General features: G+C 53.0%; 22 protein-coding genes. 10 read left to right on the forward strand and 12 right to left on the reverse strand.

Features of this window, described 5'->3' with window-relative positions; translation table 11 throughout:
* Window positions 1–161 precede the first annotated feature (161 nt).
* A complete protein-coding gene (locus ACMHXI_RS14410; protein WP_115389467.1) occupies window positions 162–1,031 on the forward strand; it encodes an AraC family transcriptional regulator in 870 nt (289 codons plus the stop codon).
* Here ACMHXI_RS14410 and ACMHXI_RS14415 read toward each other — a convergent pair.
* A complete protein-coding gene (locus ACMHXI_RS14415) occupies window positions 1,028–1,570 on the reverse strand; it encodes a type II secretion system protein (RefSeq protein ID WP_028780749.1) in 543 nt (180 codons plus the stop codon). The genes ACMHXI_RS14410 and ACMHXI_RS14415 overlap by 4 nt on opposite strands.
* 318 nt (window positions 1,571–1,888) lie before the next feature.
* Between ACMHXI_RS14415 and ACMHXI_RS14420 the strand changes: the two genes are divergently transcribed.
* Window positions 1,889–2,233, forward strand: coding sequence for a hypothetical protein (locus ACMHXI_RS14420; protein ID WP_025009220.1), 345 nt, complete (start codon window positions 1,889–1,891; stop codon window positions 2,231–2,233).
* An 87-nt stretch (window positions 2,234–2,320) separates the two neighbouring features.
* Here the strand turns inward: ACMHXI_RS14420 and ACMHXI_RS14425 are convergent, their stop codons facing one another.
* Window positions 2,321–3,847, reverse strand: a complete 1,527-nt coding sequence (locus ACMHXI_RS14425; protein ID WP_208123941.1) for a tetratricopeptide repeat protein — start codon at window positions 3,845–3,847, stop codon at window positions 2,321–2,323.
* A 174-nt stretch (window positions 3,848–4,021) separates the two neighbouring features.
* Window positions 4,022–5,998: a ligand-gated channel protein gene (locus tag ACMHXI_RS14430; RefSeq protein ID WP_101059597.1), complete on the reverse strand. Its 1,977-nt coding sequence runs from the start codon at window positions 5,996–5,998 to the stop codon at window positions 4,022–4,024.
* Between the two features lie 180 nt (window positions 5,999–6,178).
* On the opposite strand from ACMHXI_RS14430, the gene ACMHXI_RS14435 reads away from it, so the two are divergent.
* Complete coding sequence (locus tag ACMHXI_RS14435) at window positions 6,179–7,096, forward strand: LysR family transcriptional regulator (protein ID WP_413735286.1); 918 nt, start codon at window positions 6,179–6,181, stop codon at window positions 7,094–7,096.
* Between the two features lie 57 nt (window positions 7,097–7,153).
* On the opposite strand, the gene ACMHXI_RS14440 is transcribed toward ACMHXI_RS14435, so the two are convergent.
* Window positions 7,154–7,474, reverse strand: a complete 321-nt coding sequence (locus ACMHXI_RS14440) for an excalibur calcium-binding domain-containing protein (protein ID WP_025009224.1) — start codon at window positions 7,472–7,474, stop codon at window positions 7,154–7,156.
* A 169-nt stretch (window positions 7,475–7,643) separates the two neighbouring features.
* On the reverse strand, window positions 7,644–7,817 hold the full coding sequence (locus tag ACMHXI_RS14445; protein WP_156018539.1) for a hypothetical protein: 174 nt from the start codon (window positions 7,815–7,817) through the stop codon (window positions 7,644–7,646).
* A gap of 353 nt (window positions 7,818–8,170) precedes the next feature.
* Here ACMHXI_RS14445 and ACMHXI_RS14450 point away from each other — a divergent pair, with 353 nt between their 5' ends.
* Genes ACMHXI_RS14450 through ACMHXI_RS14460 form a run of 3 tightly spaced genes read left to right on the forward strand, consistent with a single transcriptional unit; the run spans window position 8,171 to window position 10,008 of the window.
* Window positions 8,171–9,049, forward strand: coding sequence for a patatin family protein (locus tag ACMHXI_RS14450; protein WP_101059704.1), 879 nt, complete (start codon window positions 8,171–8,173; stop codon window positions 9,047–9,049).
* A 3-nt stretch (window positions 9,050–9,052) separates the two neighbouring features.
* Window positions 9,053–9,583, forward strand: coding sequence for a GNAT family N-acetyltransferase (locus ACMHXI_RS14455; RefSeq protein WP_107005815.1), 531 nt, complete (start codon window positions 9,053–9,055; stop codon window positions 9,581–9,583).
* Complete coding sequence (locus tag ACMHXI_RS14460) at window positions 9,580–10,008, forward strand: GNAT family N-acetyltransferase (protein WP_028780755.1); 429 nt, start codon at window positions 9,580–9,582, stop codon at window positions 10,006–10,008. The genes ACMHXI_RS14455 and ACMHXI_RS14460 overlap by 4 nt, the downstream gene beginning before the upstream one ends.
* A 33-nt stretch (window positions 10,009–10,041) precedes the next feature.
* On the opposite strand, the gene ACMHXI_RS14465 is transcribed toward ACMHXI_RS14460, so the two are convergent.
* On the reverse strand, window positions 10,042–11,208 hold the full coding sequence (locus tag ACMHXI_RS14465; protein ID WP_025009228.1) for an MFS transporter: 1,167 nt from the start codon (window positions 11,206–11,208) through the stop codon (window positions 10,042–10,044).
* A 343-nt stretch (window positions 11,209–11,551) separates the two neighbouring features.
* On the opposite strand from ACMHXI_RS14465, the gene ACMHXI_RS14470 reads away from it, so the two are divergent.
* A complete protein-coding gene (locus tag ACMHXI_RS14470; RefSeq protein WP_208123938.1) occupies window positions 11,552–12,400 on the forward strand; it encodes a PfkB family carbohydrate kinase in 849 nt (282 codons plus the stop codon).
* Window positions 12,401–13,017: 617 nt separating this feature from the next.
* Here the strand turns inward: ACMHXI_RS14470 and ACMHXI_RS14475 are convergent.
* From ACMHXI_RS14475 to ACMHXI_RS14490, 4 genes are all read right to left on the reverse strand, one after another.
* Window positions 13,018–14,325: an ATP-binding protein gene (locus ACMHXI_RS14475; RefSeq protein ID WP_109247484.1), complete on the reverse strand. Its 1,308-nt coding sequence runs from the start codon at window positions 14,323–14,325 to the stop codon at window positions 13,018–13,020.
* Window positions 14,325–15,020, reverse strand: a complete 696-nt coding sequence (locus ACMHXI_RS14480) for a response regulator (RefSeq protein ID WP_413735291.1) — start codon at window positions 15,018–15,020, stop codon at window positions 14,325–14,327. Before ACMHXI_RS14480 ends, ACMHXI_RS14475 begins: the two co-directional genes overlap by 1 nt.
* Window positions 15,021–15,133: 113 nt before the next feature.
* Window positions 15,134–15,589, reverse strand: a complete 456-nt coding sequence (locus tag ACMHXI_RS14485; RefSeq protein ID WP_044735471.1) for a CC0125/CC1285 family lipoprotein — start codon at window positions 15,587–15,589, stop codon at window positions 15,134–15,136.
* 15 nt (window positions 15,590–15,604) lie between these two features.
* Window positions 15,605–16,393 carry a MipA/OmpV family protein gene (locus tag ACMHXI_RS14490; protein ID WP_044735470.1) on the reverse strand — a complete coding sequence of 263 codons (789 nt, stop codon included), beginning with the start codon at window positions 16,391–16,393 and terminating at the stop codon, window positions 15,605–15,607.
* A gap of 147 nt (window positions 16,394–16,540) precedes the next feature.
* Here ACMHXI_RS14490 and ACMHXI_RS14495 point away from each other — a divergent pair, with 147 nt between their 5' ends.
* The 3 genes from ACMHXI_RS14495 to ACMHXI_RS14505 are packed head-to-tail and all read left to right on the forward strand — an operon-like array spanning window position 16,541 to window position 18,129.
* Window positions 16,541–17,245, forward strand: coding sequence for an MOSC domain-containing protein (locus tag ACMHXI_RS14495; protein WP_234519150.1), 705 nt, complete (start codon window positions 16,541–16,543; stop codon window positions 17,243–17,245).
* 18 nt (window positions 17,246–17,263) lie between these two features.
* On the forward strand, window positions 17,264–17,599 hold the full coding sequence (locus tag ACMHXI_RS14500) for a DUF4870 domain-containing protein (protein WP_037436274.1): 336 nt from the start codon (window positions 17,264–17,266) through the stop codon (window positions 17,597–17,599).
* Between the two features lie 47 nt (window positions 17,600–17,646).
* Complete coding sequence (locus tag ACMHXI_RS14505) at window positions 17,647–18,129, forward strand: hypothetical protein (protein WP_208123937.1); 483 nt, start codon at window positions 17,647–17,649, stop codon at window positions 18,127–18,129.
* Here ACMHXI_RS14505 and ACMHXI_RS14510 read toward each other — a convergent pair.
* On the reverse strand, window positions 18,120–18,422 hold the full coding sequence (locus ACMHXI_RS14510) for a DUF1145 domain-containing protein (RefSeq protein WP_093983983.1): 303 nt from the start codon (window positions 18,420–18,422) through the stop codon (window positions 18,120–18,122). The two genes, ACMHXI_RS14505 and ACMHXI_RS14510, sit on opposite strands and share 10 nt — an antisense overlap.
* Window positions 18,419–19,006 (reverse strand): 16S rRNA (guanine(966)-N(2))-methyltransferase RsmD, encoded by a 588-nt coding sequence (gene rsmD / locus ACMHXI_RS14515; RefSeq protein ID WP_025888876.1) that lies wholly within the window; start codon window positions 19,004–19,006, stop codon window positions 18,419–18,421. The genes ACMHXI_RS14510 and rsmD overlap by 4 nt, the downstream gene beginning before the upstream one ends.
* Window positions 19,007–19,107 lie beyond the last annotated feature (101 nt).

Consider the following 19,107-nt stretch of genomic DNA (forward strand, 5'->3'; position numbering starts at 1 on the left):
GGTTGCCATCTTAGTCCCCTCTGCTTGGATTGAAATACACATTGCTGGAGCATTTATGCCTATTCCTGCCTAGTTTGGTTAATTGGGGCTTGAATATGGCTATTTTGATGCTTTTTTCTGTAATGGTGCTAGTATCCAAACCCTGATGATTGGAGAGTGTTATGAGTGATATTGCAGCCTTAATGGCGGTCCTGGCGGTGGATGAAGGGGTGAACAGCACCAGCCTGCCAGGGGTGCATCTGTTTCGCAGTTCGGCCTATGGCAGCCGTGGCCCCATGTGTTATTCCCAAGGGATCATGATAGTCGGCCAGGGGCGTAAACGTGTCTATCTCGAAGATAAGATCTATGACTATGATCCGCAGAACACCTTGGTGATGACAGTGCCTATGCCGGTGGAGTGTGAAACCTTTGCTTCCGAGGAAGAACCGGTATTGGTACTCATGGTGGATATAGATCTGCAGCAACTGAACCAGTTGATCCGCATGATGGATCAACACCACAAGGTGCCCAAGGATCTCGATGATGCCCGTCAGAGCGGCTTCTTTGTTGCCGCCAACAGCGAAGACATGCTCTGCTGTGTCGAGCGTTTGCTGCTGGCTCTGCAGTCGCCGTTGGAAGCCGAGGTCTTGGGTCAGGCCATGGTGCAGGAGTTGCTGTTTCGGGTATTGGCTTCCGACAATGCGGCGCCTTTATATGCGCTGGCACTCAGTCATACCCGTTTATCCCGAGTAGAGAAGGCGCTCAAATATCTGCATCAGAACTATCGTGAAAGTGTGGAGGTAGAGCAGCTGGCCGAGTTGGTCAACATGAGCCCCTCGGCATTTCATCGCTGTTTCAAGGAGGTCACGGCCTCATCGCCCATTCAGTACTTGAAGAAGATCCGCCTCAATAAGGCCAAAGAGTTACTGCAAAGACAGCGCCTCAAGGTGAAGGAAGCGGCACTGGAAGTGGGCTATGAGAGCCCGGCCCAATTCAGCCGGGAGTTCAAGCGTTACTTCGACCAGAGTCCGGGAGAAGCTGCCAAGCTCTAAGGCTGACTCCAGAAGGTTTTGCGAACCGAGACCTCACCCGTATCCGGCTGATACTCCATGATCAGTGTCGGTTCATTTTGCTGGATAAAATACACTGAGCGGTAGATGCATGTATTGGGCGTTTGCTTATAGGTATAGGCCACGTCGACAGTGGTTGTAGGCAGATTGGCATCTTCTACATAGGCTATGCTGAGGTCGGTATCAGTGAGGCCATGCCACAACTGTTCGCAGGCGTTGAAAATGTGAGTGTCTTTGCCTGCAGTGGCATAGGGCCAGCCGTTGACACTGGAATCAACACTGCCATCACCAAAGCTGGCCAGATTGTCGATGGCGCCCTGATACCCCTTGGCCAGATAGCCACTGTGATAGAGTTTTACCGCAGATTCAAAGGCGGCATACTGGCCCCTGAACACCTGCTCCGTGGCGTCGTCGCGCAGATTGAGGAACTTGGGCGCGGCCACCACTGCCAGGATCCCGAGGATAATAATCACCACTACAAGTTCAATTAGGGTAAAGCCCTGATACTGCTTTGCTTTCATTACATCGCCCGGTTTATAGAATAGAGATATTGCCAACTGAATCGTCGCTAGCGCGGCAGTCTAGCCAAGCCTCTGACGTCTGGCAAGCTGAGAGTGGCAGCGGATATAGGGAAGGCCGCAGCCATGGAATCCTTAATGGTATTTTGCCTCGGTGCATAAATCCAAAAATATTAAAGCTTAAGATATTGTTTTACATGAAACTATAGCTTTGTTCACACTCCGGTGACCTAAAGCATGGCAATCTTCGACTAGGCTGGTTGAGCCTGTGGCGGGATGACGGGCTAATATTGATACAGAAACTATCAGGGAGGAAAACAGATGAAATGGATTGGGATCTTGTGTGGCTTGCTGGTGTCACTGCCGGTAGCCGCGGCCGAAGGGGAATACTTCTCTGAGGAGATAGTTCAGCAAGGCACTTTAGCCAATGAAACCCTGCTCAGGGATGCCATGCCGGGAGTGGCTGCCGAAGTGGCTCGTCGCGGCTGCGAGGTGCCGGAGCAGTTTTTTGCCTTTGTGCTGGCGATGCCCAAAGGCAAAGTCGGTGAGCGCTACTGGCATGAACGCTGGATAGTCGAGGGTTGTGAGCGTGAGTACCCGGTGGATATCGAATTTCGTGAAGATGGTGTCAACGCCGCCTACTGGACCATCAAGAATAAAGGCTGAACCGCTGGGTTAGCGGTTCTGGCAATCATCTCAGAAAAGACAGACCCAGGCCTTGGCCTGGGTCTGTCTTCAAAGGTTTAATACAGCTCAGGCGGCTTCTGGGTTATTTTGCGGCAACTGCGCCCGAATCTCTTCGAGACGCTGCTCATACCAGGCGGTTTCGGCCTCGGTAAAGCTTTGCAACAGTTCCTGTTGCTGCAGTACCTGATCACCCAACAAACCGAACTGGTTATGTTCTTCCAGTTCCAGCTGCAGCCATACGGCGGCATCTACCCTTTGGTCCAGTTCGAGGTAAGTTTCATACAGCTCTTCATAGGCCAGAGTTTCTCCGCCGAAGGCGGCCTTCTCCAGCCAGGGCAGCGCTTGTTGTAGTTCCTTGTATTCTCCCTTATCCGCATACAGCAGAGCCTGGCCCTTGAGGAGATCCAATCTGGCCTGGGCCAGGCTGTCTATGGGGTGTAGCACCAGATATTCCTGCTTGAGTGCTTCGGCCTGCTGTTTTTCCGATTGGCTCAGACGTACCGCCAGTGACTCTTTGGCCGCGATATACTCGGCTTCGTCCCCCATGGAAGCAAACTCGAAATGCATCAGTGCCAGCGGCAACTGGCGATTGACGCCCAGCCCTTGTTCATAGAGTTTACCGAGTTGAAAATGGGCACTAAGATCCCAAGCCTGTGCCAGGGGTTCGAGTATTGCCTTGGCACGCAGATGATCCTGACTGTCGCGGGAGTGTTCGAGCAGGAAGCCGGCCAACACTGGATCTGCCACGCTATCATCTTCATCGGCCGCGGCTTTTTCCAACCACTCTCTGGCCTTGTGCAGATCTTGAGGTAATTGGTCACCGCGCAGGTAGCGCTGTCCCAGCATCAACTGAAAGTAACTGCTGTCCTGAGCCTGCTCTATCAACAGCTGCTCGGCCTGGCGTTTATCCACCGGGCCACCTAGGCCTTGCAACATCATTTCCGCCAGATGACCGGCGCTGGCCGCTTCACCCAGCTGGTGTGCCTTGGTGAGCCAGAATCTGGCCTGCTGCAAATCGGCTTCCCCTTGCCTGGGCTCCTGCAGCAATATCCCCAGATGAAAGCAGGCTTCGGGATCATCCTTGGCGGCGGCCAACTCGAGCCATTTCATCGCCTTACTGCCGTCCTTATCGAGTATCGGGTTACGGGAATAGACCCGTCCCAGTTGGCTCTGGCTCTCAGTATCACCGGCTTCGGCTCTGGGGAGTAAGTTTTGCTCCAGCAGCTGAATATTGTCACCAAAAGCAGGGTGTTGGCGCAGCTCCAACATCAGGTCATGGAGCTTGGCAAATTCATTGTCCAATGACGAGGCCTTGGCGGCCCAATGCATCGCCTTGTCGGCATCGTTGGGCACCATCTCCAGCTCGGGACGGGTATAGAACTCATAGAGCATTTGGGCGGCGGCGGGATGATCTTTATTGGCGGCCTGTTCCAGCAGCGCTATGCCTTCATCGACGCTATTTCTGCCAATCAGTCTCAAGCCTTCATTGGCCATGGCATCAGGGTCGCCGCTTTTTACCGCATGGGCTCGTTGCCACTTTTTCAGGGCGATAAAGAAGGCCACAAACGCGATAATGATCAGTATCAGTTTCATTGTTTTCCTTAACCTTGGGAATTTGGCGCGGACACAGTAAACGCTGTCATGGCGTTTTTTGCAACAGCTATTAAAAGACCGCGGCGGTGCGCGGTCTTTGGAGTGAGAGAGTTGAACGGCGCCAGTATATCCCAGAACTGTTCTGGCTTATAAAAACGGCATAAGGCTTCCTCGTTAGAAACTCCAGGTCATCCCCAGCCAATAGCGGCGGCCGTCCTCGATATAGCCGTATTCTTCCTGGGTAATCTCTTTGTCCAGTAGATTATAGATACCGGCGCTGAGTTTGAGGTTTTCCATCAGCTGCAGGTTGGCCCCTATATCCACCAGAGTGTAAGAGGGGGCCACCAGAGTCGACGAAGAGGGGCCCGTGGTGGGTTGGCTCTCTTCACCCCGGTAGTGCACTCTGGCCCAACTGCCCCAGCGGTCGTTGATTTGCCAGTTCAGGGAGGTTTGCAGCAGGTGCTTGGGCAATTGATTCAATGGACTGCCCTGATAGCGCCCTGTCTTTTGCTCTGAGTCCGTATAGGTGTAGTTGGCCGAAAGCTGGATGTCATCATTGATGTCATAGTTGAAATCCAGCTCGAACCCCTGAGTTACCGCTTCATCCACATTCACGTAAGTGGTGGGATCGGAGCCAAACTGGTTCGGACCGTCGGTACACTGACTCTCGGGGCAGGGTACTCGGGTAATTTTGTCTTCAAACTCGTTATAGAAGACGGTCAGGGCCGTGGTGATATTGTCGCCGAAGCCTGTGTGCAGCCCCAGCTCGTAGTTGATTGAAGTCTCGGGTTTGAGATCCGGGTTACCATACATATTGCCACCGCGGCTGACCTGGCCCCAATCCGGCACAGTTTGTCTCAGGCTTGGGGCCCTGAAGCCGGTGGAAACACCACCTTTGAGCGTTGTGCTGTCGGTCAGATCCCAGACTCCGTAGATACGGGGGCTGAAGTGTTCGCCAAAGTTTTCGTCATCATCCATGCGTAAACCGGCCGTCAGGGCAAAGGTGTCGCTCATGCGCCATTCGTTTTCGGCAAATACCGACCATTGGCGTCTGCTGATGTCACTACGGTCACCTATCTGGTTACCTGTCTTGTCGCTGAGATCCTGGTAGTTGAAGGCGGCCCCAAAGGTGGTGGTATGACTATCACCAAAGCCGGTGACCAGACTGGTCTGGGCATCAGTGTTCTTGATGGTCATCTCTCGGCTTTTGTTTTCGAACTCTTCATATTTGACCCAGGTATTACTCGTGCCTATTTCCCAGCGGCCCGTGTGTGCCAAGGAGTATTTGCGGCTCTCATATTCGGTGGTGGAGGACGCCGGGCAGCCGTAACGACCGCAGGATTCACCGGGAGCGAGCGGGGCGACGGTTTTGCCCAGGGTGCTGTCCAACTCTTGAACGGCACTGCTGACTTCCAAAATGATGTCGTGGTCGTCACTCGGGGTCAGCGAGAAACGGGCACTGAGATTGTTGGCATCTCGACCGCGGTAACCGCCGGTTATCTGGTCTTCTTCACGCTTGGTGTACTGGCCATAAAGTTGTAACCCCAGCCAGTCAGGGATCAGGGCACCGCTGACAAAGAAGTTGCCCTGATAGATATTGCCGGATTCGCTGTGTTCCTGAACTGTGCTGTCCAGTCTGAGTTCTCCCTGCCAGTTTTCCGGAACCTTGCGGGTGATGATATTGATCACCCCGCCTATGGCGTCAGAACCATACAGGGATGACATGGGGCCGCGCACCACTTCGATTCTGTCTATTGCCGACAGTGGCGGAGTCCAGGCGCCTTCGACTCCCGGGCCATCGCTATTGGTGCGAGTCTCCCGGGATGACTGGCGCATGCCGTCCACCAGGATCAGTGTGTATTGGCTTCCCATGCCCCTCAGGCTAATGTCACGGCGATCGCTGCCACCGGTAACCACGACACCGGGAACATCCAACATGGCATCGGTAATATCGCGATAGAAACGGCTATCCAGCTGTTCTCGGGTAAGTACGCTGATAGAGGCGGGAGCATCCTTGAGTTGTTGCTCGTAGCCGGAGGCGGTAACCACTATGACTTCCATGTCTTGGGGCGCTTCATCGGCCTGTGCTGCAGGTATGAGGAAGAGTGCGGCAATGGCGCTGGCCAGAGGGCTGATTCGACACAAAGACATCGGCTTTAAACTCCTGAATGCATAAATGCAAATTTGGTAAATGAGAATGATTTTCAATGGCGAGAATTTACGCCGATGATACAATCCTCTCAAGCGCATTTTTCTGGAAACACAGTTAAGGAATGCTTTATGGCGACCGCCGTAACTGAGATGTTTTTGCTGTTGTGATGGGGCTTAAAGATGAATAGGCAGATGGTCAAGGCGATGCTGGTATTTGCCACCACAGTTGAGAAAGGCACCATGAATGCCGCCGCCAGGCAGTTATGCATGAGTACATCTGCCGTTAGCCAGCAGATCTTCAAGCTGGAGCAGCAACTTGGGCTTGGGCTACTTAATCGTAGCACCAGGGCGTTGACACCGACCGAGGCAGGTAAGCTCTTTTACCAGAGCTGTGTACAGATGATTGCTCTTGCCGATGAGACAGAGCTGCAGTTGAGTCGTTTGAAGGACGGTCCGGCCGGTGAGTTGCGCATAGCCGCCCCTGTTGGCTTTGGTGGCGGTCTTCTCTGTGAGCCGCTAAGGCGTCTGTTGGAAGCGCATCCCGGCATTCAATTGTCGCTGCAGCTGCAGGATGAGACTGTGGATCTGGTGGGTAGTGGCATAGATCTGGCCATCTGTATCGGGCCTTTGGCCGATTCGGCGCTGGTGGCTCATCATCTGGCCGATTGGCAGATGCTCTTGTGCGTGGCACCGGACTTTCTGTGTAGGCGAGGGAACTCAATGCCCATGCATCCTGGTGAATTGCAGAACTGGGAGCGTCTGTGCCATAAGGGGAGTATGGTGCAGGACAGTATGTTGAGTCATACCGTCAGTGGTGAGCAGCTGTCTTTGGCGCCAGGGCGTCTGGCGGTCAACAATATGCAGAGTCTGATCCGCTTTACCTTGGATGGTTTGGGTTATGCGGCCTTGCCGGAGCCTGAAGTGCGGCAGTTTTTGCAGCAGGGCACTTTGTTGCCTCTATTGCCTGACTGGCAACTGCCGCAGTACAGCGTTTACGCTCTGACCGCGGGACGAGAGGCGCAGGCGCCAAAGATCCGCGAAGCCATAGCAACCCTGAGTGCCTGTTTTGCAGAAGATGGTCCACTGGTTGCCGCTTGACTCAGGATTGTCATTGCCAGTTGGGGAAATGGCTACAGGCCAAGACGGATTATTGCTTTACCAGCGGCTGTCGTTTTCACAGGGGCGGCCATCATTGTCGCCATCCATCTTGGTGTTGGGGCAGTAACGGTTGAAGTACTCGGCTTCGGCTCTGGAGGTCATCTGGCTGCAATACTGGCGTCCATCGCAGTGGAAGCCGGCGTCCATCTCTACAGGCTTACTGGCATAGCGCGGGGCGGTTTGAGCCGCTTCGCGGATGCTGTTGCTTATGGTGTCTTGGTGAATGTCGGTCAGCTGCTGCGGTTCATTGCCGCTGAGTTTTACCCAACTCAGGTAACAGGCATAACCAAAAATAAAATAAAAAACAAAGCGTTTCATCTTTTTCCCTTAAGTATTTCGGCATCCTTGGCCAAATTGAAGTTGGCTTTGCATCTTTGAGTGGCTAAACCGCCCAAGGTGAAATTTTGCGTCGCTATTGCAGCCTGTTCCGGGGAAAAATTCAACTTAAATTTGACTTGTGTCACCCTATTACCGGGTGCAATGCAGTTTACTCTTCCGCCAAGGCCTGTAGCCTGTGCATTTCATCCTGCACCTGTTGCACATATTGGTCCCAGTAGCCCAACTGTCGAAATTCTTCCAGACAGCAGCGATAGAGCTTGAGTTTGTGCTTGTTGGCCAACTGCGGCAGTAAGCAGATTTCTCCTTGATTGCTAGCATCCATTCCTTTTACTCCTGTCAGGCGATACTGCGTGGCTTCCTGCCACTGCAGATAAGTTACTTTTTAATCAGTTGCCTGATGGTGCCGACTCGACTGATATCGGCGGCATTTGGACCCGGCCAAGCAGGGGCAAGCCCTATGCCACCAGGGGTTGCCAAGGGTGAGTTGACAATCAATTTGAATGTTTTTGGCGGATTTCTTAATGAAAAATCAGCATAAGCTTAAGTAATTCAAGGCAAATTTCTTACTGCTAAAGTACGGGTATTTCAAGAGTGGCTTCCCCTGTGGGCCTTGCTTGGCTATGCTGCGCTATTGGCTGTATTGGGGGAATCATAATGGTCACAGAGTTTTCGCAACTGCAAGGCACGGCTTTGGTGCTGGAGGGCGGTGGCCTGCGCGCCATTTATACCGCCGGGGTGCTGGATGCTTTCCTGGAAGCCGGAGTCATGTTTGATTATCAGGTAGGGGTTTCCGCTGGAGCCATCTACCCGGCTTCGTACCTTTCCAGACAGAAAGGGCGTAACCTGTTAATTCAGCAGCGTTATCTTGCAGATAAGCGCTACATGGGCATGAGGCATCTGCTGAAGACGGGCAATTATGTCAATACTGACTTCACCTATAGACGTATGGCTCACGAGTTGCTGCCGTTCGATTTTGAGACCTTCCTGTCCTCGGGGGCCGAATTCAAAATAGGTGCTTTCAACTGCCTTTCCGGTGAAACCGACTTCTTTGGCATGAGTGATTTTGGTGGCCACGACGAGCTGTTGCAGATACTGATTGCCTCAAGCAGCCTGCCTTTTATCTCCAAACCCGTCGCCATCAATGGGGTGCCTTATCTTGATGGTGGCATTGCGGCTCCTATCCCGCTGCAGCAAGCCAGAGCTGACGGCTATCAAAAACAGCTGGTTATCCTGACCCAGGCCGCGGATTACAGTAAGTCAGCCTTTAAGTTTAAATGGTTGGCACAAAAGGCCTATCGGCGTTACCCCAAGGTTGCCGAGGCTTTGCTGAGGCGCCATCAGGTGTACAACCAGGCACAACAACAATTACAACAGGCGGTTGCTGAAGGGAGTGCCATGGTGATCCAACCCAAGATGGCGCTGGACTTGTCGAGGCTGGAGCGCGACATCAACAAGGTAGAGGCTGTGTATCATTTAGGGCTGGCCGATGGCCGTGAAGCGCTACCGGCTGTACAGGAGTTCTGTTGTTTTGGTGAAAAGCAAAGGGCTGGATAGCGAATGGAGCCAATTACAAGCACCAACCTGACACTGCGCCGCTTAAGAGCGTCAGATCTTGCCGCCTTCAGCCGTTATCGGCAGGAGCCGCAGGTGGCTCGTTATCAAAGCTGGGACACCTTCAGTCTCGAACAAGCCAAGACCTTGTATGAAGCCATTCCAAAAGCTTGGGCGCTGAGCGGTCATTGGTATCAACTGGCTATTGAGCTTACCGACGGCACTCTGGCCGGCGATCTGGCCTTGCACTTCATTGATGAGCAGCAAGTGGAGTTGGGATTCAGCCTGGATCCACTCTGCCAGGGGCAGGGTATCGCCAGGGAAGCGGTATTCGCCGTGCTGGATTACCTGTTTCGGGAGCTTGGCAGGCACAGGGTGATTGCAATTACTGACACGGAGAATCGCCCTGCCTGGCGCTTGCTTGAGGCCTTGGGCTTTCGCCGCGAAGGGCATTTTATCGACAATATTTTCTTTAAGGGACGCTGGGGCTGTGAGTATCAATATGCCCTGTTGGCAAAGGAGTGGTTATCCAAATGAAACAGCAAGTTGAAGTTCTGGAGCAAACCGCCGCTGTGGAGGACTTTATCCGTTTGCGGCAGATTACCGGACTGAGCCCTAGGCCGAGAGCCGGTGTCGAAAAGGCGCTGCCCAGCAGCCTCTATGGTGTGCAACTTGTTTTCGAGGGTGAGTGTATCGCCATGGCCAGGGTGGTGGGGGACGGAGCAATTAATTTTGAAGTGGTGGATGTGGCTGTCGATCCCCGCTGGCAGGGACAAGGCTTGGGGCGTTTGTTGATGCAAAAGGTGATGGACTATCTGAAAGCTCACGCCTTCGAGGGTGCCTATATCACCTTGATGGCCGATGTGCCGCAACTGTACCTCAAATTTGGTTTCAGTTTCAGTTCACCGGCCAGTGAGGGCATGTATCTTGTCTGGCCGCCCAAGGCCGAGTTGAGTGCCTGAGTCCGGCCAAGGATCCTGAGCCTCAGCAGCGGCTCAGGGACGCAGTGCCGGCATCCGGCCACGGGTTGGTCGCACACTGGACAACAGCATATAGATACAAGTTGTGGTCAGACACAAGCCCAGATACATGGGCAGACCCTGCTGTTGCTGGAAGCCGTTGGCCACCAGAGGCCCGATAACAGAACCCACTGAGTAGCTGAGCAGCATAAGTTCGGTTGCCGCCACTATCTTGCTGCTGTCGAGGCTGTCACAGGCCAGCGTAATAGCGATAGGGTAGAGGGCGAAGGCGGCAGCCCCCAGCAGCAACAGGTTGAAGCCCATCACCAAAGTGCTGTGACTCAGCAGAATACCCACAACCCCGGCGGCGCCCAACAAACAGAAAAACGCCATCAAGAGAGTCTTGCTGAATCTGGGAGACAACCAACTGACCAGGGGTTGCACCAACATGGCTCCCAGGATCACTATGGCCATCAGTTTGCCCGTCAGCTGGTGGTCACCTGTCTGCTCGCTGAGAAACACAGGCATCAGGCCATAGATGGGGCCCAATACCAAACCTGCAACCAGACAGCCCATGATGGCAGGGCGACTGACATGCCTGACTTCTTTGAAGCTAATCTTCTGATGCTGTATTTTTTGTGGCTGACAGCGCTTGGCCAGCAGTGGCGGCAATACGGCCAACACCAGTACTATAGCCACCAAAATATGCGGCATGGCACCATCGACACCCAACTGTCCCACACCCAGTTGTCCCAGGGCGTTACCGCCATAGAGTGAGCCTGTATAGAAGCCCAAACGCTTGGCTCTCTGCTTGGCGGTGTCGGCTATCAACAACCAGGACTCCACCACTACGAAGATGCCGGCCACGGCAATCCCGGCAATAAAGCGCGCCGCCAGCCAAAACTGGCCATTAACCACCAAGGGCATGCCAGCCACTGTCGCCGCCAACAGCAATAGAAACAGGATGAAGGCACCTCTGTGTCCCAGGCGTGCCACGACAGGTGAAATACAAGTTGCCCCGAGCAACAGGCCGAAATAGAAAATACTCGCCAGCCAAGCCGCCAGATCTGTCGCTAAGCCAAAACCGTCCAATGCCAGTGGCAGCAGACTCATATGATAGCCGGAAGCCAGAGCAAACAGGGTCAAACCCGCAACAGGTACCCAGGCACTGTTGTTGTGAGCGGTGGCGTGAGGTTGGGACAACTCAGACTCCAAATAGAAAAACGACCTTTTAAACGGAGATCAGTTTAAAAAGTCTGAATGGTGAAATTTTCCGCGAATATAGGAGTCTGTAGCGCTCGGGTAAAGTGAGTTTATTTTGTTGTCTTGGAAAGAAAATTTCACCAAAGTCTGGATGTTTAATAGTCTGTTTTAACTTTGAATAAATGTAAATAAAAACTCGCTTGAACGGCAATTTTTGCTGAGTTAAAACGGTGTTTTTAGCCGTTTGGCAATATCACCTCTTGTGGCCTTTGTTGTTGGCTGCGCTGCATTTAGTGTTTGCCCTGGGGTAAGATGGGGTCATTCGTTTCTGTGGACTATTTCTATGGCCAAGATTTTGCTCGTTGCCAACCTTAACTGTGACCGAATCTTATTGCTGGATAAACCCTTGCGTACCGGAGGTAGATTCCATTATCAGGATGGTGGCCAACGCTTGGGTGGTGGTGGCGCCAACACTGGCATAGGGCTGGAATGGGCCGGTCATAATGTGGCTCTGGTCAGTCAGGTTGGGCGAGACGAGATGGGCGATTGGCTGCTGGCCGAAGCCAGTACCCAAGGGCTGGATTGTCGCAGGGTGCAGCGGCGAGCAGGCAATACCTGTGAAATGTTGTTGGTGATGACCCCGGATGGCGAGCGCACCATTATCCGGCCGCAGCGGCCGATATTTGAATTGCCGGCGCCGCCCAAGTGGTCGCAGTGGGATGCGCTCTATATCAACTCCTCTGCCGAAGGGGCGGTCAGTTGGGCGCGAACCGCGCTGGAACACACTCTGGTGGTGGCACAATTGGCCAAAGATGACAGGCCAAGACCCTGCCATGTATTGCTGTCTTCGATAACCGATATGCAAGGGCGCAGCGAGCTCAGCCCCTGGCAGTTTGGGCGTCAGATAGCCGGTGATGCACTTAAATACTTTATTGTGACTCAAGGCGAGCAGGGCGCGGTGTTATACCAGGAGAGTGGTGAGACGCTGATAGCGGCGGTTCCGGCGAAAGTGGTGGATACCACGGGGGCCGGTGATGCCTTTGCCGCCGGGCTTATCCATGGTTTGGTATCGGGAATGGCAGTGGAACAGGCCATGAAGGAAGCCGCTCAGTGGGCGGCTTTCGCGGTTGCCTCGGAAACCTCGATTCCGGGAGACGCCTTACGTCAGTACCTGCAAGCACAGCAGAATTGAGCTTGTCATAAAAATCCCGCATCAGTGTCATGCCGCCGTCATCAAGTGGGCTTAATCTTGCTGGCGATCTTTGGTTAGAGCTCAAGGGCTCTTCGGGTTTCTCCCTTCTTGTTTATTTATGTGCTAACTGGCTTGCCCTGCTCTTGAAGCAGGGCTTTTTTAATCCTGTTGCCCAAGGTTCGAGGCGATTGTCATCCCGCTGTCGCCTCTGTGTCATGAATGCGTCACCTAATAGCCCCAATATGTGCAGCGAGTCTTCTTTATGGCGCTGTGATTCGCCCGCTGATTCCCAACTGGTTTGCTGGTGCCCCGTTTCTTAACGGGGCTTTTTTTATCTGTTTTGGCAGCTTGTTGCCGGTCTGGGTAACCAGATATCGAAACTTGGGCCACCGTTTGCTGTGTCGCTGACGCTAATGTCCCCACAGTGCTGGCGAATGCTCAGGGTGCTGCGAACCACGCCTTGCATCCAGGCCCGTAAGCCGACGCAGAGCACACATGGGACTTGTTCACACCTTCCTAAGCCCCAATATGTGCAGCGAGTCTTCTTTATGGCGCTGTGATTCGCCCGCTGATTCCCAACTGGTTTGCTGGTGCCCCGTTTCTTAACGGGGCTTTTTTTATCTGTTTTGGCAGCTTGTTGCCGGTCTGGGTAACCAGATATCGAAACTCGGGCCACCGCTTGCTGTGTCGCTGACGCTAATGTCCCCACAGTGCTGGCGAATGATCTGGGCACTGATGGCCAATCCCAGGCCGTGACCGCCGCTGCCGCGATCCCGTGATTTGTCTATGCGAACGAAGGGATCAAAAATGCGCTGTTTATCTTCATCCTGGATCCCTGGGCCATCGTTGGCAATATGCAGCCAGATCCTGTCAGTGTCGCCGCTGAGCCTTATGCTGACGCTTTGGCTGGCATAGCGGTAGCCGTTGCGGATGATATTGCTGACAGCTCTATGCCAGAGGCGCAGATCTACCATGGCCTCCAGTGGTTCTACCTTGGTGAGTTCAAGGGCGATATCGGTTTCAAACTGCAGGTGGGCAATCAACTCCTGCAGCGCGGTATCCAATGATTGGCAGCTCAATTGTAATGGCGCCTGACGTCGCTCCATTCTGGCGTATTGCAGCAACTCGTCCACCATGGTGCCGAGTTCATCCAGGTCCTGATGTATGCCTTCCAGATAAGACATTTGCTCCGGGCGCACGCCGGAATCGTCCAGCATGTCCAGATTGCAACGGATCCTGAATATAGGTGTACGCACTTCATGGGCAACGGCATTGGTGAGTTGTTTGTTGCTGTCGATGAGTTTGGCTATCTTGTCAGCCATTTGATTGAATGACTGGTTCAGGTGTCCCACCTTGTGCCAAACACCTGTCTTGGCCCGTACTTTGAAATCTCCATTGGCAAAGGCACTGTGAACCCTTTCCAAGCGGCGCAGACGCCGGGCCAACAGGTAGAGCAGTACAAAGTTGATAAAAGCCAACACGGGAAACAGCACCCAGAGGGCAACGGATTCTTTGAAATAGTATTCCTGCCAGAAAGGAGCGGACTCATCACGGCTGATGGCATACACCTTATCTGAACCCTGGAACATGATATAGGAGATATCCTCTTCCATGTCTTTGACGTAATGCCGGTTGTCTCTCAGGATCTGTTTTTCTTCAGCCGACAGCTCGGCCGAGTCCAAAGAGATGACCCTCAGCTGTTTGTGCACGTTGCCTAGCACCTGCTCAAGTGAGGCCTCGGCACTGGCAACACCCTTGGCGGCCGAGATTTCAGACAACAGCTGGCTCAGTGACATATTGGTGCGGTCCAGATAGTCGCTTTCCCACTCATCGGAGGAAAAGAAGTCCAACTGAAAGACAAAAATGATGGAGGTGAAAAACAGAAACACCAGCACCAGATAGGAGAAGATAAACAGGCGCTTCATTACCACCTATCCGGCACAAATAGATAACCCTTGCCCCTTACTGTGATTATCTTGCGTGGCAAGCTGGGGTTGTCGCCTAATTTTTTACGCAAAATCACTACCTTGTTATCTATGCTGCGGTCTATTCCGTCGTACTCTATGCCGCGGGTTTCTTTGACCAGAAACTCCCGCGACAGTATTTCATCCGGATGTGAGCTCAGCAGCCACAACAGGTCGAATTCGGCTGCGGTGAGGTTGACCTCTGTCTGACTGACGGCGCAGAACTTGCGGGCATTGTCCAGATAGAGTTCACCAAACTGACGTTCACGGTTGCTCTCTGTGACCGCGCTTTCCTGCCGTCTCAGTAACATGCGGATCCTGGCCAGCAGTACCCTGGGCTGAATAGGTTTATTGACAAAGTCATCGGCGCCCATCTCCAGAGCTGCCACTTGATCCATGTCATCTTCACTGGCGGTGAGGATCAGTATCTTGCCTTGGTATTGGGCCCGGATTTCACGGCAGATACTCAAGCCATCGTTTCCCGGCAACATAAGATCCAGGATCACCAGCTCAGGTTGACGCTCGAGGATCTGCTGGCAGGCACAGTTGCCATTGTCTATCCGCTCTACATCGAAATGTTGGTTCCTGAGGTAATTGGTCAGAAGGTCACTGATCTTATTGTCGTCTTCTACGAGTGTTATGCGAGTGTTTGCCATTTCCTGCCGATAAGCTTGTGGATCAAGATAAAGCAAAATTAGCACCCCGATTACATAAGTGACAATTTGATTGGCATAAAGGGGGACTCAGTCACCCCTTTACCAGTGACCATTCAGTCTTTAACGCTGACATTACTGAGAATATAGCTGACTTCATAAACCCGGGTACCTGGATTTTCCGGCTTCTGGTTCAGGCCGGTGACTTCCACTATCACTGAGGTTTCCCTCTCAATTGAGTTGGAGCCCCAGAGCCAGCTATTGTCATTGCGACCCACACCAAAAGTATTCACCGCATCCCTGTTGGTTTGTTCGCTGTCCAGGGTGAAGAAGGCAAATCCCCCTTGCTGGCTCAACTCTGCCGCTTTGCGCAGAATGTATTTGCGGGCCAGGGCCCTGTCAGTGTTGTTATTGCCGACAAAACTTATTTGCCAGGCATTTGAGGCAATTTGGGTTGTCTCAAAGCCTTTGCCAAAGGTCCAGAAGGATTTCTGGGTGTCATAAGGGGTAGCACAGCCACTGACAACTATGGCTAAGCCTGCGGCAAGCAAGAGGTTTTTAAGCGATTTCATCCAAGGACCTCAGATTCAGAAGTAATAAGTCAGTGCCAGGTTGGCGTTCCACTGCTGTTTGCCATCAACAATCGGCGAGTCGGCAATGGCGGAATCCAGGTAGCTGTAGTTGCTGCTTTGGCTGAGTTCGAGATGTTCTCCCAGAGGCACAATCAGCTTGTAACCTGCGTTGTAGGTGAAGGCTTTGCCCGGTTGGTAGGCCTTATGCTGCTTATTGGCTTCAGCCTTGCTGACTCCGAAGTAGTACTGGGTAAAGTCACTGCTCAGGTAGCTGACGCCGGCGTAGGGAACGACACTACCCCAGCCCAGGTTTAGTGGTACGGCGTAACGGACCTGGCCGATAAAGCCGTTGTATCTGTTGGTTACGTCATGTTGTACCGAGGTGGACAGAGTACCGAATCCCAGTTGGGTATCCAGGTTGATACCCAGATCGCCACTCAGTTTACGTTCATGGATGCCGCCAAGCGCTGCCGCGTCTGAGTCTTTCAAGGCAATACCCGGACTACCCAGGTACACACTCAGGTTGAACAGATCTTTATCATTGCCGAAGAAACGGTAGTTGATATTGGCCAGTGAGGCGTTGAAGTCCTTGCCGTTATAACCCAGGTTACCGAAGGGACGCAGCTTGGAATCGACGCCTTGATAGAGTTCGCTGCCCTGATAGGCACCGGCAGAGACAAAGAAACTGTTTTCATGGCTGTAAATCTGGCCATTACGGATATAAACGTCAGTGTTGTCCGCCAAGGCGGCACTGCTTACTGCAGCCCCAACAAGGGCCAGGGCGCTGAATCTGAATGCTTTCATATTACTTCTCCTGAATACATAAGAAATCCCTGGTATTGTCCTCGGCGTCACGGCCATACAATAGCGCCGCTTTGTATGGAAATGTCCGTGATCTGTCCCGTAAGCTTGGAGTATGATCGGGCTTTGGCACCCGAAGGGAGACGTAACGTGACCAAGTGTTTGATTGACAAGATTTCTGGGCTGTATGCCGGTGATGAGCTGACATTCAGGGACAAGCTGGCAAGCGGGATAGATAACAAATCCCAGATGGAGACGCTGGAGGTTTTCGACGCCAGGGTTGCGGGTGATGCCCAGGCGGATCCCAAACATCATGGTGGCCCGGATAGGGTACTGCATCATTTTCCTCGCGAGCACTATGGCCACTACCGGCGCATGGGGCTGATAACCGCGGGGCAGGATGCGCCGGCCATGGGAGAAAACATCAGCAGTGTTGGCCTGACCGAGGCGGATATTCATATCGGCGATATCCTCAGCTTTGGCGAAGTCGAGCTGCAGGTCACCCAACCACGTTCCCCCTGTTTTAAGCTCAATCACCAATATGGCCAGCGGGACTTTGCCCTTGCCATGCAGCAAACGGGTATGTCAGGTTGGTTCTATCGGGTGCTGAAGCCTGGCATCATAAGCTGTCAGGATGCCCTGATACTGAAACAAAGGCGTACCGATATCAGTGTTGCCGAGGCGATGAAGCTGTATTTTTGCCCCGAATTTGATGCGGCCGCCTATGACAGGCTGCTCAGTTGTGAAGGTTTGGCGGCCAGCTGGGTTGGCAGCTTGCAGCGCCGACTGGAGCGGGGCAGCATAGAAGACTGGCAGATGCGCCTCTATGGCCCGGATAGTTTGGCTTTGAACTGAAAAAAGTTAGGAAACAACATGGAAAAGCAGGAAAGAGACATGGGAATGTTGGTGCACCTGGCGAGCTTTGCCGGTTACCTGATCCCTTTCGGCACTATCTTGGGGCCGTTGATCGTTTGGTTGATGAAACGGGAAGAGTTTGAATTTGTCGACGTTTGCGGCCGTAATTGCCTGAACTTCAAAATCAGTATGATCATTTACACCATCATCAGCCTGATCCTGATCTTTGTTGGCATAGGTTTGGTGCTGGTGGCTGTACTGGCAATTTTCGATGTGGTGGTGACCATAGTCGCAGCGGTCAAGGCCAGTGAGGGCGTGGAATACAAGTACCCCTTGGCAATCAAATTCCTGTGATCCCGGGCCATCCATAGGATGGCCTTGTTGCTGACAGCGGAGGAGCAATGCGAGCCTTTTTATCCGGTATCAATAACTTTTGGGTCGGTCTGGTGTTCGGGTTGTCACTGCCGCTGTTGTTAATCGTGCTGACGCTGAGCGTGACCCTTTATCAACTCACTGACTTTGCCAATGATGTTGCCATAACTCCTCTGTATCAGCGTGGAGAGCAGACTTTGGCGCGGGTCGACCAGCTGCTGGTGACTCTGGATCAACGACTCAGTGATGACGACCCAGGTTTATTGGCACCATTGAAGCAAATAGAGTTGTTGCCTGAGCTCAAGTTGTTGGCTCTCAGCGTTGCCAAGTTACAGGTTGAAGAGAACCAACCGGCTCTCTCTGCTGTGAAGGCTGAGCTGGCGACTCAACTCGATGCTTCCCTTAAGCAAAGGTTTGCGACAGCCGAGGCTGAAGCCCTGAGCCAGCATTTGCAGCAAATGCTGGAAATATTGGCCAAGGGTAAAGAGGCGCCTTTGCCGCCTCAATCCTGAGTGTTTGCCGAGGTTTCTGTAGCCAGTTGACTCAGTGCTCTTTGGCGGTAATCCAGCAAGGCAAACACCCCGAATAGAAAGGCGTTGAGATAGTCTTTAGCCTTGAGCGGCAACAACTGACAAAATATCGTGTGAAATATCAGCACCTGCAGCCCATGCATCATGGCGGTTACCCCGAGAAGTATGGTGAGTATCACGCCGATATTGCCTTCAAACGGGCTGAACAGGTTGAAAAACATCAACACCCAGGCCAATAGGGTCGCCAGTTTTCCCAACACTAATACGGCTTTCATGACTCTACTCCTCCTGGGAAACGATACAGACGGTAGCTGACCTGGCCGGCCTGCTTCTCTTTCAATGCCTCCCAGTCGGCCGGTATCGGCAACTGCTGCAATTCTGATTCCACTTCGAGATAGATAAGGGCGCCTGGGTTGAGCCATTGATGCCGGGCCAGCAGGGTTAGGGTTTGCTCGGCCAGTCCCTTGCGAAAAGGGGGATCGATAAACACGATATCGAAACGGCGATCGGCAGGGCGCGCCAAACCGGCCAATACATCGCCGTTGATGACCTCGGCACTGTCGCATTTTAGGGTTTGCAGATTCTGCTGCAGTTGCTGAGCGGCGGTTTTTTGCAGCTCATAGACTCTGGCAAAAGCGGCATAGCGGGACAGGGCTTCCAAGGCAAGTGCGCCACTGCCACCGAAACAGTCCAACACCGAGCTGCCACTGAGTTCACCTGCCAGCCAGTTAAATAGTGTTTCCCGCACTCTGTCTGTGGTTGGCCTCAGGCCTTCCAGATCCTGGATGGGTAATTTTCTCGAGCGCCATTGGCCTGCGATAATACGAACCTGACCGCTGCCCGGTCTATTTTTGGCCATCTTGCCCCCGTGATTTTGCCTGAAGAAAGAAAGTGGTAGACTATGCCACCTTAAAGCGTCGCTATTTTATAACAAACTCAGCCGAAAAGGTGAGATGAAGC

This window comes from Shewanella sp. BJSY2023SW005 (assembly GCF_047314585.1).
Taxonomy (GTDB): Bacteria; Pseudomonadota; Gammaproteobacteria; order Enterobacterales; family Shewanellaceae; genus Shewanella; species Shewanella algae.

Excerpts from the sequence above, each read along its gene's own strand:
- ACMHXI_RS14410 (WP_115389467.1), top strand. The coding sequence starts at position 162 with ATGAGTGATATTGCAGCCTTAATGGCGGTCCTGGCGGTGGATGAAGGG.
- ACMHXI_RS14415 (WP_028780749.1), bottom strand. The coding sequence starts at position 1,570 with ATGAAAGCAAAGCAGTATCAGGGCTTTACCCTAATTGAACTTGTAGTG.
- ACMHXI_RS14420 (WP_025009220.1), top strand. The coding sequence starts at position 1,889 with ATGAAATGGATTGGGATCTTGTGTGGCTTGCTGGTGTCACTGCCGGTA.
- ACMHXI_RS14425 (WP_208123941.1), bottom strand. The coding sequence starts at position 3,847 with ATGAAACTGATACTGATCATTATCGCGTTTGTGGCCTTCTTTATCGCC.
- ACMHXI_RS14430 (WP_101059597.1), bottom strand. The coding sequence starts at position 5,998 with ATGTCTTTGTGTCGAATCAGCCCTCTGGCCAGCGCCATTGCCGCACTC.
- ACMHXI_RS14435 (WP_413735286.1), top strand. The coding sequence starts at position 6,179 with ATGAATAGGCAGATGGTCAAGGCGATGCTGGTATTTGCCACCACAGTT.
- ACMHXI_RS14440 (WP_025009224.1), bottom strand. The coding sequence starts at position 7,474 with ATGAAACGCTTTGTTTTTTATTTTATTTTTGGTTATGCCTGTTACCTG.
- ACMHXI_RS14445 (WP_156018539.1), bottom strand. The coding sequence starts at position 7,817 with ATGGATGCTAGCAATCAAGGAGAAATCTGCTTACTGCCGCAGTTGGCC.
- ACMHXI_RS14455 (WP_107005815.1), top strand. The coding sequence starts at position 9,053 with ATGGAGCCAATTACAAGCACCAACCTGACACTGCGCCGCTTAAGAGCG.
- ACMHXI_RS14460 (WP_028780755.1), top strand. The coding sequence starts at position 9,580 with ATGAAACAGCAAGTTGAAGTTCTGGAGCAAACCGCCGCTGTGGAGGAC.
- ACMHXI_RS14470 (WP_208123938.1), top strand. The coding sequence starts at position 11,552 with ATGGCCAAGATTTTGCTCGTTGCCAACCTTAACTGTGACCGAATCTTA.
- ACMHXI_RS14475 (WP_109247484.1), bottom strand. The coding sequence starts at position 14,325 with ATGAAGCGCCTGTTTATCTTCTCCTATCTGGTGCTGGTGTTTCTGTTT.
- ACMHXI_RS14480 (WP_413735291.1), bottom strand. The coding sequence starts at position 15,020 with ATGGCAAACACTCGCATAACACTCGTAGAAGACGACAATAAGATCAGT.
- ACMHXI_RS14485 (WP_044735471.1), bottom strand. The coding sequence starts at position 15,589 with ATGAAATCGCTTAAAAACCTCTTGCTTGCCGCAGGCTTAGCCATAGTT.
- ACMHXI_RS14490 (WP_044735470.1), bottom strand. The coding sequence starts at position 16,393 with ATGAAAGCATTCAGATTCAGCGCCCTGGCCCTTGTTGGGGCTGCAGTA.
- ACMHXI_RS14500 (WP_037436274.1), top strand. The coding sequence starts at position 17,264 with ATGGAAAAGCAGGAAAGAGACATGGGAATGTTGGTGCACCTGGCGAGC.
- ACMHXI_RS14505 (WP_208123937.1), top strand. The coding sequence starts at position 17,647 with ATGCGAGCCTTTTTATCCGGTATCAATAACTTTTGGGTCGGTCTGGTG.
- ACMHXI_RS14510 (WP_093983983.1), bottom strand. The coding sequence starts at position 18,422 with ATGAAAGCCGTATTAGTGTTGGGAAAACTGGCGACCCTATTGGCCTGG.
- rsmD (WP_025888876.1), bottom strand. The coding sequence starts at position 19,006 with ATGGCCAAAAATAGACCGGGCAGCGGTCAGGTTCGTATTATCGCAGGC.